Annotated in this window: 7 protein-coding genes; 1 reads left to right on the top strand and 6 read right to left on the bottom strand. The window is 74.7% G+C overall.

What is annotated here, in order from left to right; genetic code table 11:
* Nucleotides 1-57: 57 nt before the first annotated feature.
* Complete coding sequence (locus OG373_RS32570) at nt 58-1,413, bottom strand: cytochrome P450 (RefSeq protein ID WP_405441984.1); 1,356 nt, start codon at nt 1,411-1,413, stop codon at nt 58-60.
* Nucleotides 1,414-1,544: 131 nt separating this feature from the next.
* On the opposite strand from OG373_RS32570, the gene OG373_RS32575 reads away from it, so the two are divergent.
* On the top strand, nt 1,545-2,300 hold the full coding sequence (locus OG373_RS32575) for a 4'-phosphopantetheinyl transferase (protein WP_405441985.1): 756 nt from the start codon (nt 1,545-1,547) through the stop codon (nt 2,298-2,300).
* Here the strand turns inward: OG373_RS32575 and OG373_RS32580 are convergent.
* The 5 genes from OG373_RS32580 to OG373_RS32600 all read right to left on the bottom strand — a co-directional run bounded on the left by OG373_RS32580 (nt 2,260) and on the right by OG373_RS32600 (nt 16,060).
* Entirely contained in the window at nt 2,260-3,531 is a 1,272-nt protein-coding gene (locus OG373_RS32580) for an MFS transporter (protein ID WP_405441987.1), read from the bottom strand. The two genes, OG373_RS32575 and OG373_RS32580, sit on opposite strands and share 41 nt — an antisense overlap.
* Complete coding sequence (locus OG373_RS32585; RefSeq protein WP_405441988.1) at nt 3,528-4,280, bottom strand: thioesterase II family protein; 753 nt, start codon at nt 4,278-4,280, stop codon at nt 3,528-3,530. Before OG373_RS32585 ends, OG373_RS32580 begins: the two co-directional genes overlap by 4 nt.
* Nucleotides 4,277-9,658 (bottom strand): SDR family NAD(P)-dependent oxidoreductase, encoded by a 5,382-nt coding sequence (locus OG373_RS32590; RefSeq protein WP_405441990.1) that lies wholly within the window; start codon nt 9,656-9,658, stop codon nt 4,277-4,279. Before OG373_RS32590 ends, OG373_RS32585 begins: the two co-directional genes overlap by 4 nt.
* Entirely contained in the window at nt 9,655-14,778 is a 5,124-nt protein-coding gene (locus OG373_RS32595) for an amino acid adenylation domain-containing protein (RefSeq protein WP_405441991.1), read from the bottom strand. Before OG373_RS32595 ends, OG373_RS32590 begins: the two co-directional genes overlap by 4 nt.
* Nucleotides 14,779-14,842: 64 nt before the next feature.
* Complete coding sequence (locus OG373_RS32600; RefSeq protein WP_405441992.1) at nt 14,843-16,060, bottom strand: 3-deoxy-7-phosphoheptulonate synthase; 1,218 nt, start codon at nt 16,058-16,060, stop codon at nt 14,843-14,845.
* Between the last annotated feature and the right edge of the window lie 11 nt (nt 16,061-16,071).

Raw genomic sequence — 16,071 nt, forward strand, 5'->3', positions numbered from 1 at the left:
CGCGGGACGCGGCCACCTCCGTACGGAGGTGGCCGCGTCCCGCTCGTCCGGTGCGGCTCAGCGGCGACGGCTCACCACGAGACGCGCCCCCCGGGCGGGGATCAGCGTGACGTGGTGGGCCTTCTGCTCCTCCGGAGCGGGCCGGTCGGGCCGGATCTCGTACCGCTGGAGCACCTCGCGCAGTGCCACCGTCGCCTCCAGCAGCGCGAAACCGGCGCCGATGCACCGACGGGCGCCACCGCCGAACGGAATCCAGGTGTGGGCGGGCGGCTGGCCGTCGAGGAAGCGCTCGGGACGGAACTCGTCCGGCTGGTCGTGGTACTCCGGGTCCGACTGCACCATGCCGATGGCGGGCATCACCGTGGCACCGGCGGGCAGTCGGTAGCCGCCGACCGTGAGCGGTTTCGTGAGCTGCCTGGCCACCTCGTACACCACGGGCTTGAGCCGCAGCGCCTCCTTGGCGACGGCCGTGAGATACGCGTCGTCACCCTCGTCCGCGGCGCGCTGGGCCCGCCGCAACTGTTCGGGTCGGCGCACCAGTTCGTGCAGCGCCCACGCCAGACCCGTGGCCGTGGTCTCGTGCCCGGCGAGGAGCAGCGTGATGAGCTGGTCGCGCAGCTCCGCGTCGGTGAACCCGCCGCCCTCCTCGTTCTCCGCCGCCTGGAGCAGGCGCGAGAGCACATCGGTCCGGCTGTGCAGGTCGGCGGCGCGGCGCCGGCCGGTGATCTCCGCGTACAGCAGCTTGTCCAGCCCCCGCTGGAGATCGGTGTGGCGGCGCCACGGCCCGAAGCGCTGCAGGAGGGGGTAGGGGAGGCCGAGGAGGGTGACCGGGCCGATGTCCGCGATACCGCGCACGAGAGGGCGCATGCGCGTCAGCCGCGCCTCGTCGGTCACCCCGAACACCACCTGCAGGATCACCTCCAGGGTGAGCGCCTGCATCCGCTCGTGGGAGCTGAAGACGGTCTCCTCGGGCCAGCTCTCCACCTCGGCCCTGGTCAGTTCGCCCACCATCTGCTGATAGCCCGCCAGTGCCGCGCCGGTGAAGGCGGGCATCAGCAGCCGGCGGGACCTGCGGTGCTCGCCCTCGTCGGTGAGCAGCACCGAGTGGTCGCCGAGGGCCGGCCCCATGATCGCGTTGCCCTCGCCCGCGTGCAGGACGTCCACCGGGCCGCCGAAGACGGTCTTGATGTCCTCCTGCTTGGTGAGGATCACCAGATGGCGGGTGGGCGTGGTGAGCCGGAGCGTGAAGATGTCCCCGTGCCTGCGGCGGAGCACGGGAAAGAGCTTGTGCCGGTACTGGGCGAACAGCAGGGTCTGGACCACCGCGGGCAGGCGCAGGCCGGGCGGCCGCTTCCTCGAACCGATTTCGGCCGCGCCTATGGCGGTGGACACATCATCAATACCGCTGGTCATTGCGGAAATCCCCCTAGGTGGACGAACATCTGCGTTTTGTTCGAATGCAATTGCTGGTCCCGAATCACGCTAGCAGTCGGACCGACCGGCAGAAATGGCGGAAGAACGGTTCCGGTCGTTAGGGTCCTGAGGTGCTCGAACTGATCCTTCCGACCGCCGTGGCGTACGCCGAGAGCTTTGCCGACGTACCCGAATCCACCCTTCTTCGCGAGGAATTGGAAGCCCTCGGGGCGGCGCGCCACGAAGGACGGCGCAGGGAGTTCACCACCGTCCGGCACTGCGCCCGGCGCGCCCTCGCGGACCTCGGCGTACCGCCCGTGGCGGTGCTGCCCGGCGAGCGCGGAGCGCCGGTGTGGCCGTACGGGGTGGTCGGCAGCATGACGCACTGCGCCGGGTACCGGGCGGCGGCCGTGGCGTCCCGCACGCGGGTACGGGCCGTGGGGATCGACGCCGAACCGCACGAACCCCTGCCCGGACGGGTGCTGGAGGCCATCGCCCGCGCCGAGGAGCACGAGCGGCTGGCGGCCCTCACCGCGGAGTGCCCGCAGGTGCACTGGGACCGGCTGTTGTTCTGCGTGAAGGAGTCCGTGTACAAGGCGTGGTTCCCGATGACGCGGCGCCGGCTGGGCTTCGGGGACGCGTCGGTCTTCTTCGACCGTACGGCCGGGACCTTCCGCGCCGAGCTCGTCGAGACGGGTGGGACGGGTGGGACGGGTGGGACGGCCAGGATCTCCGTGATCGCCGAAGAGGCCGGAGATCCGCCTGTGCCCCTCCACTACGAAGGACGCTGGGCGGCCACCCCGGAACTGCTCCTTGCCGCGACCGTCGTGCCGGCCGGCCCCGCCGTCAGGAATCGGCCGGATTACGCCATCCGGCCGCGGAGTTGAGCGGCGACAGCAGGGCGCCCAAGCCGACGAGCAGCCGCAGACCGCCCGCGATCGCGATGATCAGGTACATGTTGTGCCAGTGCTGCTCCAGCACGCCCCCCAGCACCGAGGCGACCGGGATCGACATGAAGGCGATCATCCGGGTGGTCGCCACCACCCGGCCCAGCATCCGCGCGGGCACGGTGCGCTGGCGCAGGACGAACCAGCTCACCATGTTCACGGTGCCGATGCCGTAGATCAGCGCCCACAGCACCGAGATGCCGACGACGTCCCGCAGCGGGATCAGCAGGACGATTCCGGCGCCCGCGAGGACCGTTCCCGCAATGACGACCCGGCCGGGTGCGAAGCGACGGCCCAGCCAGGGACACACGGCGGCCCCCAGCACCGCACCCGCGCCCTGCGCGGCGAAGACCACGCCGATCAGGGCGGGCGACATCGACTGGTAGTCGCTCAGGTAGTAGACGAGGTTCGCCTGCACCAGCCAGGTGCCCAGGTTGGCGAGGAAGAACAGGACCGCGCCGCTGAGCAGGGGCCGGTTCTCCCGGGTGATGTGGACCAGGGAGTCCTTCACCTCCCCGATCAGGTCGCGGCGCACCGGCCCGCCCGCCGCCTCCTGATCCGTCCCGGGCGCTTTCGACCTGGTCCTGATGGCGACCATGGCCAGGGCCGACACGGCGAACGTACCCGCGTCGGCCCAGATCGCGCCCTGGTACCCGACGGCCGCGATCAGCACGCCGGCCACGGCGGGACCGGCGAGGCTCATCACGTTGTCGCCCATCTGCATCCAGGAGTTGGCGCGCTCCAGGTCCTTGTCACGGACCAGGTCCGGCACCATCCCCTGGAACGCCGGGTAGTACAGCGGCTCCACGCACGCGAGCAGGAACGCCGCCAGGTAGACCAGCAGCACCGACGAGGAACCCGACGTCACGATGAGCGCGAGGATCCCCGCGAGCACCGTCGCCGCCAGGTCGCCCACGACCAGGATCCGCCGGCGCTCGAACCGGTCGGCGATCACGCCGCCCGGCAGCGAGAGCAGCAGCAGCGGCGCGTACTCCAGCGCGTACACCACCGCGGTGTTCAGTGCCGACCCGGTCAGCTCGAACACCATCAGCGGCAGCGCCAGGCGGTAGATCCAGTTGCCGAGCCCGGACACCACGAAGGCGAACAGCAGCAGCTCGTACGGTGCGCCGAGCCGCCGTCCCGCGCGCGCGGCGCGCACGTCCGTACTCATCCGGCCACCGCGCGCACCAGGTTCAGTACGGCCGACCGGTGCGGCCGGAGGTAGAAGTGGTCGCCCAAAAACATCCGCAGTGCGAACGGGCCGGACAGGTGCTCCCGCCACGCCTCCAGCTGTTCCAGGGGGATCGGATCGTCTGTCCCGCCGAGCACGGTCGCCGGCACCGGTACGGGGGCGGCCGCGGCGGGCCCGTACGTCTCGATCACCTCGTAGTCGGCCCGGAAGTACGGCAGGACCATCCCGCGCAGTTCGGGGTGTTCGCGCAGCTCGCCCGGGACCCCGCCGTGGCGGGCGTCCATGACGTCCAGGAACTCCTCCTCGGGCAGGTCGTGGATGCTGCCCCGGTGCGTGACCAGGCCGGGCGCCGGGCGGGCGGACAGGAAGAGGTGCCGCGGTGCCGGACCGCCTGCCTCCACCAGGGCCCGGGCCAGCTCGTACGCGACCAGCGCGCCGAAGCTGTGCCCGAAGAACACCATGGGCACGTCCGTCCCGAGCTGCCCGGCCAGTTCCGCCACGAGCGGGCCCATGCGGGTGTGCGCGGGCTCCTTGATCCGCGCCCCGCGGCCCGGGAGCTGGACGGCGCACACGTCGACGTCCTCGGGCAGGTAGCGGTGCCACCGCGTGAACTCCGACGCGGACCCGCCCGCGTGGTGGAAGCAGTACAGCCGCAGCCGCGGGTCCGCGCGCAGCTCACCGCGGACGGACCAGCGCGGCTGACCGGCTCCTCGTACGGGCGTGCTCATCGGGCTCCCTCCGCCTGCCGGCGCAGCTCGGCGGCCAGGGCCGCGATGGTCGGGAACTCGAAGATCATGCCGATGCTCAGCTCGACGCCCAGCCGGTCGCGGACCTCCGCGATCAGCCCGACCGCGCTGAGGGAATCCCCGCCGAGGTCGAAGAAGTCCGCGGCGTGGTCGATGGAGCCCATGCCGAGGGCGGCCCGCCAGGTCTCCTCGAGCATCTCGGCCAGGTCCTGGTCACTGCCGCCGCTGTCGGCGGCCGGCGCGGGGACGGGGACGGCCGGTGGGGCGGCGGGCTCGGGCGCCGTCCGCGCCGGGGCCGTCACCGCCGCCGCCGGGGCGGATGCAGCCACCAGCGGCGCCCGTACCGTCTCCGGGGCCACCGGCGCCCCGTCGCGGTACGGACGTACGGTGACCTGACGCGCCGGGCGCCCGCCCAGTACGTCGAACAGCAGGGCCACGCCCTCACCGGGCGGGATGCCGTCCGAGGCCGGCAGTCCGGCCGCCGGCTCGGCCGCGGGCTGCTCCCCGGGAGAGCCGGCCCCGAAGGGGTTGCCCTCCACCCTGCGCATCGTGAACCCGCGTACGGCGACTGCCACCACCCCGTCCGGGCCGACCAGGTCGATGTCCGAGACCAGGACGCCGCCGTCCCCGCCGCCGCGCACGTGCCGGACATGGCTGGTGAACTCGCCCGGCAGGTCGCGGTAGACCGTGACCGCGCCGTACAGCAGCGGCAGGTGGTGGGCGTCCTCGCGGCGCCGGGTGAGCGCCGTGGCGCTGTCGAGCAGCGCCGGGTGCAGCGGGCGGGTGGCCGCTTCGCCGCGGAAGCGCTCGTCGAGCGCGAGCGAGCCCAGCTGTTCGTCCGCACCGCGCCGCAGTTCGGTGACGTTCAGCCAGTGCGGCCCGAGTTCGGCGAGGTCGCCGGCGCCGGACGCCTCGACCGTCTCCGTCATGCGCGCGGCCACGGCCGCCAGATCCACCTCGGGCGCCGAGGGATCGGCCGCGGCGCCGATCCGGCCGTCGCAGTGCACGGTGGACCCGGTACGGACCGAGAAGGCCCAGGTGTCGCCGCCGCGAGGTTCGAGAACGACCCGCACCCGCTGCGTACCGTCGACGAACAGCGGCCGGCGGAAGACCACGTCGCCCAGGCTCACCGGCACGTCCGCGAGCTCCGGGCGCAGCGCCCGGGCCCCGCGGACCACCAGGTCGAGATGGCCGGTGCCCGGCAGGACCGCGCGCCCGGCGAACCGGTGCTCGTCGAGCACCCAGTCCTTCTCCGACAACTCCTCCTCGTACACCGGGCCTTCCGGTGCCCGGCGCTGCTCCGAGGTCCAGGCGGAGAGCGGCTCGCCGCTGCCCGGATCCACGGTGGACCTGGCGGCCATGCCCACGCTCGCCCAGCTGGGCCAGTTCACACTCACGCAGCGCTGCCGGGAGACGGCGGCGTGCGCGTCGAGGAAGGCGTTGGCCGCCGCGTAGTCGGCGCTGCCGACCAGCCCGGAGATCGAGGCGCGGCTGGAGAACGACGTGAAGAAGTCCAGCCGCGGGCGGTCCGCGAACACCCGCTCCAGCACGAGCGTGCCGAGCAGCTTGGGCCACAGCACCGCCCTGACCTGGTCGGGCGTACGGAAGGCGATCATCCCCTCGCCGGGCAGCCCGGCCGCGTGCAGGACGCCGTGGATCTGCCCCGCCGCGCTCTCCACCCGCTCGACCAGGGCCCGTACGGACTCCTCGTCGGTGACGTCCCCGCGCTCGGCCAGCACGGTCGCACCGAGCTGTTCGAGACCTGCGACCTCGTCGGCGGCCGAGTCCGTGAGCCCGGAACGGCCGACCAGCACGAGGGTGGGGGCGAGTCCGGTCTCGGCCAGCCCGCGGGCGACGGCCAGGCCGAGGCCGCCGAACCCGCCGGTGATCAGGTACGTGCCGCCCGGGCGGACCGGGGGCTCGGTGGCCGGTTCGTGGGGGATCGGCACCTCCACCGGAACCCAGCGGCGGTCACCGCGCAGCGCGACCACGGCGGGCCACTGCGGCTCCTGCACCTGCTGGGTCATCAGGTCCGCGTCGGTGCCCGGCGACACGTCGAGCAGCATGCACTGCGCGCCGGGCACTTCGAGCGGGACGGTCCTGGCCAGGCCGGCGAGCGCGGCCTTGGCCGGGTTGACGCGCTCGCCGCCGGACACGTCCGCAGCCTGCGCGGCCAGCAGCAGGAACCGGGCCGGCTGCCGCAGCCGGGACTGCCGCACCACGGCCCTGACGAGGGCGTACGCGCTCTCCACACCCGCGGCGGCCTGCTCCTCGATGGTGTCGGGGGTGGCCTCGGGCCACGGCTGCGCCGCGAGGGCGTGCACGTAGACGGCGGGCTCCTCGCCCCGGGCCAGCAGGCCGTCCAGCACCGACCGCAGGGTGTCCGGGCGGGCGGGCACCACCCGGTGACCGGCCCGGCCCAGTACGGCCGTCACGTGGCGGGCGGCATCGGGGTCCTGCGGCAGCAGGGCCAGTGCGACGCTGCTGCGGTGGCGGGGCGCGCGCGTCCCGGTGGGGAGCTCCTCCCAGCGCATGACCGACAGCGGAGAGAGCGCGGGCACGCCCCGGGCGGGGACGCCCTCGGCCGCGGGCACAGCCGCGGACGCGGACTCCGCTACGGCGGAGGCCTGTTCCCGCGCGCCGGCCCGCTCCGGCTGGTGGGCCTCGGGCAGGGCGGCCCCCGGCTGCTCCGCCTCGGGCGCGGGCGGGCTGATCCAGTGCCGCTCCCGCTGGTACGGATAGGCCGGCAGGGAGATCCGGCGCTGCGGACGGGCGGGGCCCACGGCCTCCCAGCGGAGATCGTGGCCCTCGGTCCACAGGGCCCCCGCCGCCGCGAGGACGGCCTCCCGGTCGCTCCCGGCCGGGCCGAGGCCGGGTACCGCCAGGCTGTCCGTACCGTGCCGGCGCGCCAGCACGGACAGGGCGCGGCCGGGTCCGGCCTCCAGCGTGGTGAGGCGCTGCCCGTCCAGGAGCCGGGCCAGCGCGGGCCCGAAGAGGACCGGGGTGGTGAGCTGCCCGGCCCAGAACGCCGGGTCCACGGCCTGTTCGTCGGTCATCGCCAGCCCCGTGGCGGCCGAGATCACCGGGATCCGCGGCGCGGACAGGGCCACTCCCTCGAAGGCCTCCAGGAACCGGTCGGCGGCCGGTGCCATGGCCGGGCTGTGGAAGGCGTGCGAGGTGGCGAGGCGCTTGCACTGCACCCCGGCCCCGAGCAGCCGCCCCTCCAGCGCGGTGATCGCGTCCGCGGGCCCCGCGAGCACGCTCTGGCGGGGACCGTTCACGGCGGCGAGCACCACACCGTCCACGAGCAGGTCCCGGGCCTCCTGCTCGCCCAGGGACACGGCGAGCATCGAGCCGGCGGGCATGGCCTGCATGGCCTGCGCCCGCGCGGTGACCAGCCGTAGGCCGTCCTCCGGCCCGGTCACGCCCGCGACCACGGCGGCCACCAGCTCACCGACGCTGTGGCCGAGCAGCGCCACCGGGGTCACGCCCCAGGCCCGCCACATCGCGGCCAGCGAGCAGCCGACCGAGGCCAGCAGCGGCTGCGCGTACTCGGTGCGCCCCAGCAGTTCGGCGGCGTGCGGTCCGCGCCAGGCGGGTTCGAGGTCGAGGCCGAGCCCGGCCACCGTGTCGAGGCACTGGCGCATCGTCTCGGTGAACGTCGCGTCGTACCCCATCAGCCCGGCGGCCATCTCCGGGCGCTGGGAGCCCTGGCCGGGGAAGAGCAGCGCGACCGGGCGGGCCGCCGCCCCGTCCGCCGGGCGGATCACGCCGCGGCCCTCCGCGTCGGAGAGCAGGGTCACCGCCTCGCGGGCCGAGCCGGCGACGGCCGCGCGGCGCTCCCGGTGGGCGGTCCGGCCGCTGCGCAGGGTGGTGACGGTGTCCACGAGCCCGTCCTCGCCCTGCCAGGTGAGGTGACGGGCGAGCCGCGTACGGACCTCCGTCTCGGCGGCCTCCGTACGCGCCGACCAGACGAGCAGCTCGGGGCCGTCGGCCGGGGTGCCGGGCCGGGCCGCGGGCCCCTGCTCCAGCAGGACGTGCGCGTTGGTGCCGCCCACGCCGAACGAACTCACGGCCGCGGTCCTCGGCCGCTCGTCCGAGACCGGCCACGCGTCGCGCTGGTTGACCACCCGGAAGGGGGTCGCCCCCAGGTTCAGCTTCGGATTGGGCTCGGTGAAGTGCACCGTGGGCACCAGCTCGCCGTGCTCCAGGCACAGGACGGTCTTGATGAGGCCCGCGACCCCGGCGGCCGGACCGAGGTGGCCGATGTTCGACTTCACCGATCCGAGCGCCACGCCGGCGGGGGCGAGCCCGCCGCCCTCGGCCAGGAACCGGTACGCCGAGGTGAGCGCCTCGATCTCGATCGAGTCGCCGATGTCCGTGCCGGTGCCGTGCGCCTCGACGTAGTCGATGTCCCCGGGCCCGAGTCCGGCGACGGTCATCGCCTCCACCACGGCCCGCATCTGCCCGTCCACGCCCGGGGCACTGAAACTGACCCGGTCCGAGCCGTCGTTGGTGACCGCCGAACCGCGGATCACGGCGCGCACCGGGTCCCCGTCCGCCAGCGCGTCGGAGAGCAGCTTGAGGACGATCACACCGCCGCCGTTGCCGAAGACCGTGCCGTTGGCCCTGGCGTCGAACGGACGGCACACACCGTCCTGCGAGTAGATGCTGCCCGGCGCCCAGCGGTAGCCGTGCGCGTACGGCAGCTCGATCTCCGTGCCGCCCGCGAGGGCGACGTCGCACTCGCCCGAACGCAGCGCCTCGCAGGCGAGGTGCACGGCCACCAGCGAGGTGGAGCAGGCGGTGGCGACGGACAGGGCCGGCCCGGTCAGGCCCAGCCGGTACGAGGCGGTGCTGGCGACGTAGTCGTTGTTGTTGTAGATGTCCAGGGACAGGGCGCCCGCGCGGGCCGCGAGCTCCTTGTTCGCGCGGATGTTGAACTCCGCGTACCGGTTGGATGCGGCGCCGCCGTACACGCCGACCGTGCCGGGCACGGCGAACGCGTCGAAGCCCGCGTCCTCCAGGGCCGCATGTGCCAGTTCCAGGAAGAGCCGCTGCTGCGGGTCGCGCATGGAGGCCTCGCGCGGGGTCATCCCGAAGAACGCCGCGTCGAACCGGTCGGCGTCCTCCAACAGCGGGATCCGCCGTACGTAGTGCGGGTCCCGGAGGTGCCGTTCCTCGACACCCGCGGCCCGCAGCTCCTCGTCCCCGAGGGTGCTGAAGCAGTCCTCGCCCTCCGACAGGGCCCGCCAGAACTCCTCCAGGTTCCCCGCCCCGGGGAACCGTCCCGCCATACCGACGATCGCGATGGGCTCGGCGGTCTGTTCGTCCATGTCGTGCTTCTCCGACGGGTTCATCGCTGCGTCCTCTTCTGGTCGTTCAGGCGTCGGCGGACCGATCGCCGCGCGGCGGCCGTACCGCCGGGCGCGGCGGCCGTACCGCCGGGCGCGGCGGCCGCACCGGCCGGTGACGTGTACCGGGCCGCGGTGGGCGCCGGGGTGCCCGGCGCGGCGGCGCCGTCGCCGCGCAGGTGCCGGGCCAGCAGCCGGGGGTTGGGGAACCGGAACAGGTCCACGACCTCGACGGTCAGGCCCCGCGCCCGCAGGTGTGCGTGCATCCGCAGCAGCGACAGCGAGGTCAGGCCGGCGTCGAAGAAGTTCGTGGCCGCGTCCAGCGGGTCGGGCGAGCCGAGCCCGTCGTCCCGTACGCCGGCTCCCGCGCCGAGCTGCTCCCGCAGGGCCGCCACGATCACGTCCTCGGTGGCCGAGGCCACCGGCCCGGCCGCCGGCGCCTGCGGGACCGGGGCGGCCGCGGCGGCGCGGACGTCGACCTTTCCGTTGCGGTCGAGCGGGAGCTCGTCCAGGACGACGATCCGGCCCGGCACCGCCCACCCGGGGAGTACGGAGCCAAGCTCGTGGCGCAGCTCCTCCGCGAGCACCGGGCCCGCGCCGGGCGCCGCGACGAAGGCGGTGATCTCCGTCCCGGAGACCACCGCGACGCACTGCGCCACCGCCGGGTGCGCGCGCAACGCGGCCTCGATCTCGGCCGGTTCGAGCCGATGCCCGCCGACCGACACCTGCCGGTCGCGCCGCCCGACGAACTCGATCAGCCCGTCCGGCGTGTACCGGCCGAGGTCCCCCGTGCGGTACGTCGACACCCCCGGCCGGCCGTAGGGATCCGGTCCGAACGGGGAGGGGTCCTGCACCGGGGTGGTGCCGAGCGCCAGCCCCCGGCCGCGCACCACGATCTCCCCGAGCTGTCCGACGCCCGCGCCCTCGATCACCAGCTCGCGCCAGGGGCTGTGGGCCGCCAGCGGCACGCCCACCCGGTCGCGCCGTCGCCGCTCGGGGTCGCGGGCCGGGTCGCGCCAGCGCAGCCAGGAGCTCAACTGCGGTGTCTCGGTGGACCCGTAGCCGTGGTGGATCTCCGCGGCGGGGGCGGCCCGCCGCAGCTCCCGGGCCACCGGGTCGGTGAGCAGCGCCCCGGAGAGCACCACGTGCCGGAGCCGGTCGAGCCGCCTGCCCGTACCGTGCGCGGCCGCGGCGAGCAGCCGGGCCAGTCCCGGGGTGGCGTGCACGGCTGTGATCCGGTGTTCCAGCAGGAGGTCCACGAGCGCCCCGGGTTCGGTGCCCGCGGCCGGGAGGTGGAGACAGGCGCCGCTGGTGAGGGGGACCAGGACGTCGCGCAGCACCGGGTCGTGCCCCGGCGCCGACAGCATCAGGAAGCGGTCGTCGGGCCCGGTCCCGAACGTCTCGCGGTACCAGTGCAGGGCCTCGGGCAGGGCCTCGTGCGGCGCGAACACCACACGCGGCTCCCCGGTGGTGCCGGAGGTGCACAGGGCGTGCCCCCAGGCGAGCGGTACGGCCCCGGTGGCCGGACGCGGCAGGGAGGGGCCGGAAAGGACCGGTACCGGCCAGTCGGCGCCGTCGCCGGTGAGCACCGCCTCGGCGCCGGACCCGGCGAGGGCGGCGAGCAGCCGGCGGGCCGGAAGGGCCGCGTCCACCAGGGCGACCGAGCATCCGGCCTGCCAGGCCGCCAGGAGCTCGACGACGGTACCGGGGGACCGGTCGCCCGGCAGCAGCACCGCGCGCCCCGACCAGCCGGCCCCGCCCAGGGCGGCCGCGCGCGCCTCCACGCGGTCGCGCAGTTCCCCGTAGGTGAGCCGGCCCCCGGGGAAGCGGAGCGCCACCCGGTCGGTGTGCAGCGCGGCAGCCCGGCCGAAGGCCTCGGCCACGCCCGCGAGGGCCGGTCGCGGGGCCGGTTCCACCGGCGGCCGGTCGCCGCCGAGCAGCCACCCGGAGGGCGCCCGGCCGAGGTCGGCGGGTGCCTCCCGCAGGAGCCGGACGACCTGGCCGAGCAGCTGCGCGGCGGTCGCCGCGTCGAAGACGTCGCGGGCGTGCACGAGTTGGAGCCGGTAGCCCGACTCCCCGTCGCGGTGCAGGTACAGGCCCAGGTCGAACAGGGAGCCGGTGGTGCCCGGTTCCACCGGAGCGGCCGGCACCCCGTCGAAGGCGGGGGCGGGAGCGGCGTGCGTGAGGTCGTTGAACCAGATCTGGTACAGCGGGTTGCGGCTCAGATTGCGGGGGAGACCCAGTGCCCGGACGATCTCCTCGAAGTCCGCGCCGGCGTGCCCGTGCGCGTCGATCATCGTGTCGGAGACCTGCCGGACCAGCGCGGAGAAGCTCTCCGCGGCCGCGACGTCGACCCGGACCGGCAGGGTGTCGACGAGGAACCCGATGACGTCCTCGCCGGGACCTCCGTCGCGGGAGGACCACGGGACGCCGACGACGATCTCCTCCTGCCCGCTCCAGGAGGTGAGCACCGTGGTGAAGGCCGCGAGCACCACGGCGACGGGCGTGACCCCGATCCGCCGTGCCACCTCGTCGAGGAGCTGTGCGTCGGCCCCGCCCAGGACGGACTCGACGGCTCCGCCCTCGAAGGTGGTGACGGCGGGACGGCGTGCCTGGAAGGGCAGCCCGTGCGTGCGGGGAGCGTCGCGCAGCCGGTCCACCCAGTACGCGAGGTGCGCCCGCTGCCCGCCGGCGTCCTCCCGGGCGGCCCGGTCCACCAGCAGGTCACCGAAGTGCGGCGGCTCGCCGGCGGGCGGGAACCCGCCGTAGGCGGCGGCCAGTTCCGCGAGGAAGACGTCCACCGAGCGCTGGTCGGCGATCGCGTGGTGCAGCACGGTCACCAGCAGGCCGTCGCCGTCCGCGCCCTGCGTGTACACGACCCGCAACAGCGGCGCGCGGTCGATCGGCAGCGGCCGGGCCGCTGCCTCGGCGGCCAGCGCGCGGCACCGCTCCCGGGTCAGCGGCCCGTCCGCCACCCCCGTCTCCAGCGGCGCCTCCACCCGCTCGGCGACCGCCTGGTAGGGGCCCGACGCGTCGGCGACGACGGCGGTCCGCAGGGACTCGTGCCGCTGGACCACGAGGGCCAGTGCCGTGCGCAGCCGGTCCGTGTCCAGGCCGGCGGCGACGTGTACGGCGGCGACCACGTTGTAGGCGCTCAGCCGCGGGTAGAGCTGTTCCATCAGCCACAGTCGGCGCTGCCCGCCGGAGACGGGCGCGCGGGCCGGGTCGGGCCGCCGGGGCAGGGCGCCGGCCGCGCCGTCGCCCGGGTCGGGCGCGGTCGCCGTACGGCGGCGCAGCGCGGCCAGGGTGATCCGCTCGCGCAGCAGCTCCGCGAGGGTGATCCGCACCCCGTACGAGCGCAGCAGTTCGCCGCGCAGCCGTACCGCGGCGAGACTGTGGCCGCCGAGCGAGAGGAAGTCGGCGTCCTCGTCGACGGTGTCGACTCCGAGCACCTGCGCCCACAGCCGGGCGAGCGGGTCGCCCTGGACGCCGGGGCCCTCGGCGCGGGGCGCGAGGAGTTCGGCGGCCCGCTGCCGCAGCAGCACCCGGTCCTGCTTGCCGCTGCGGGTCAGCGGCATCGCGTCCAGGGCCACGAAATACGTGGGGACGTACGCGGAGGGCAGCCGGGCCGCGACATGGGCGCGGCACTCCTCCTGCCAGTCCGCCGGACCCCCGTCCCGCGCTCCGACCCGGTCCGCGGCGGTCCAGTCCGACGCGCCGTGCGGCCGGACGAACGCAACCAGGCGCGGGACCCGTTCACCGGCGACGACCACGGCGCACTCGTCGACCGCGGGGTGCTCGCGCAGGACGCTCTCGACCTCGCCGGGCTCCACGCGCACCCCCCGGATCTTGACCTGCTCGTCGATCCGGCCCAGGTAGCGGACCTGTCCGTCCACCACCCGTACGAGGTCACCCGTACGGTAGACGCGGTCCAGGCCGGTGCCCTCGGGGGCGGGGACGAACACCCGATCCGTCAGGTCCGGGCGGCCGAGGTAGCCGAGCGCCAGCGGCACGCCGCCGATGGCGAGTTCGCCGGTCTCCCCGTCCGGGACGGGCCTGCCCTGCCGGTCCAGCACCAGAAGTGCGCAATTGTCGACGGCCTGCCCGATGGGCACGTCGTCGATCAGCGCGGGATCCTCGGGGCTGTCCCAGTAGGTGACCTCGATCGAGGCCTCCGTGGGTCCGTAGAGATTGTGCAGCCGGGCGGGCAGCGTCTTGACGCAGGCCCGCGCCAGCGTGGCCGGCAGCGCCTCACCGCTGCAGAACACGTGCCGCAGGCCGGTGCAGTCCGCGGCGTTCGGCCAGCGCAGGAACTCGTCGAGCATCGACGGGACGAAGTGGCAGACGGTGACCCGGTGTTCGGTCACCGTCTGCATGATCGCGGCGGGGTCGGCGTGCTCACCGGGGGCGAGCATGACCAGCCGCGCGCCGACGATGAGCGGCCAGTAGATCTCCCAGCCGGACACGTCGAAGGTGTACGGGGTTTTCTGCAGGACACGGTCCTCGGGAGTCAGCCCGTAGTGGCGCTGCCCCCACAGCAGCCGGTTGGTGACTCCGCCGCTCGGCACCACGACGCCCTTGGGCGTGCCGGTGGAGCCCGAGGTGAAGATGATGTTGACGGGCTGGTCGGGGGCGACGGGCCGCAGCGGGCCGGGCACATAGGCCGCGTCGGGATCGGCGGACAGCGGCTCCACGTCCAGCAGGGCGGCGCCGGCCGGCCCCTGCCAGCCGGCCAGTGCCCCGGCGGTGCCCACCACCAGGTCCGGCCGGGCGGTGTCCAGGATCAGCGCGAGCCGCTCGGCCGACTCGTCGGTGGCCAGCGGCAGATAGGGCAGTCCGGCCTTGAGTACGCCGAGCAGCGCGGCCACCATGTGCGGTCCGCGCTGCGCCAGCACGGCCACGGGCCGGTCCTCGGGCAGGTCGCGGCGCAGCAGTTCGGCGGCGAGGCGGTCGGAGACCTCCTCCAGACGGCGGTAGGTCCAGGTCTCCCCGGCGCCGGTGCAGGCCACCGCGTCGGGTGTGCGCTCGCTCGCGGCCCGGATCAGGCCCGGGACGCCGTAGGGCGCCGGATGGTCCACGGTCGGGCCGCGCAGCGCGCGGACCGACTGGTCGGAATGATGGTTCATGACGGATGTTCCCCCGTGTGTGATGGTGTGGCAGGACCGGCTGGTGCCGGTGGGCGGCGGTGGCTCAGGCGCGCCAGGCGGAGACGACGTCGAGCGCCTGTTCCACGTTCAGCCGGGGATCGCACAGCGGTCCGGCCCGGCCGGCGAGCCCGGACATGCCCTCGGTGTCGAGGACGCACTCCAGTACCCGGTCGGGGGTGGCCTCCAGGTGGAGCCCCCCGGCGGTCCCGCGGCCGGACTCCACCGCGTACAGGAAGCCCCCGACCTCCCGGACGATCTCCTCGACGAGGCGGGTCTTGCGGCCGTCCGGGGCGGTCACGGTGTTGCCGTGCATCGGGTCGCACATCCAGACCACGGGATGCCCGGCCCGGCGTACGGCCTCGACGAGGGCGGGGAGGTTCTCCCGCACCCGGGCGGCACCCTGACGGGCGATCAGGGTCAGCCGGCCGGGCCGGCGCTCCGGGTCGAGCAGGGCGCACAGTTCGAGCAGTTCCGCGGGGGTGGTCGTCGGCCCGACCTTGCAGGCCACCGGGTTGTCCACCGCGGAGAGCAGGCGCACATGGGCCCCGCCGGCGGAGCGGGTGCGCTCGCCGATCCAGGGCCAGTGCGTGGACGAGAGGAACGCCCGGCCCGGCCCGTCGCCCCGGATCAGCGGGAGTTCGTAGTCCAGGACGAGCGCCTCGTGGCTGGTCCAGGTGTTCCGGAAGTCCCATCCGGTGTCCGTCCGCAGGGTCTCGAACACCGCGTGCGCGGCCCGGTAGCTGTCCACGAGGCGGCGCGGGTCGTGTGCGCGGGCCGCCGCCTCCGGCTCGGGCCGGTTCACCATGTGGCCCCGGAAGACCGGTAGTTCACGGTCCCCGTGGCGCTCCGTCGGCCGGGAGCGCGGCTTGGCGTACTGGCCGGCCATACGGCCCACCCGGACCGTCGGCCTCCCGGTGATCTCCGAGAGCGCCGAGGCGAGGACGTCGAGCATGCGGACCTTGTCGCGCACCGCCTCGGGCGTGCTGTCGGCCGGGTCCTCGGCGCAGTCCCCGGCCTGCAGGATGCTCACGTTGCCCTGTGCGGCCTCGGTGATCAGGAGGCCGAACCTACTGATGTCGCGGGGGCCGACCAGCCCCGGCGCGGCCCGCAGTTCGCCGACGACCGGGCCGAGCTCCGGGTGGTCCGCCCAGTCGGGCTGCTGGGCCGCCGGCAGCGCGGCTATGTGCTCCAGTGCGCCGGCCGGGTACGGTTCCCCCGCGTACCAGCCCGGTTTGTCGATAAGAGATATGCCGTGCGGCATGGTGATCCCCC

This window comes from Streptomyces avidinii (genome assembly GCF_045161815.1).
GTDB lineage: Bacteria > Actinomycetota > Actinomycetes > Streptomycetales > Streptomycetaceae > Streptomyces > Streptomyces avidinii.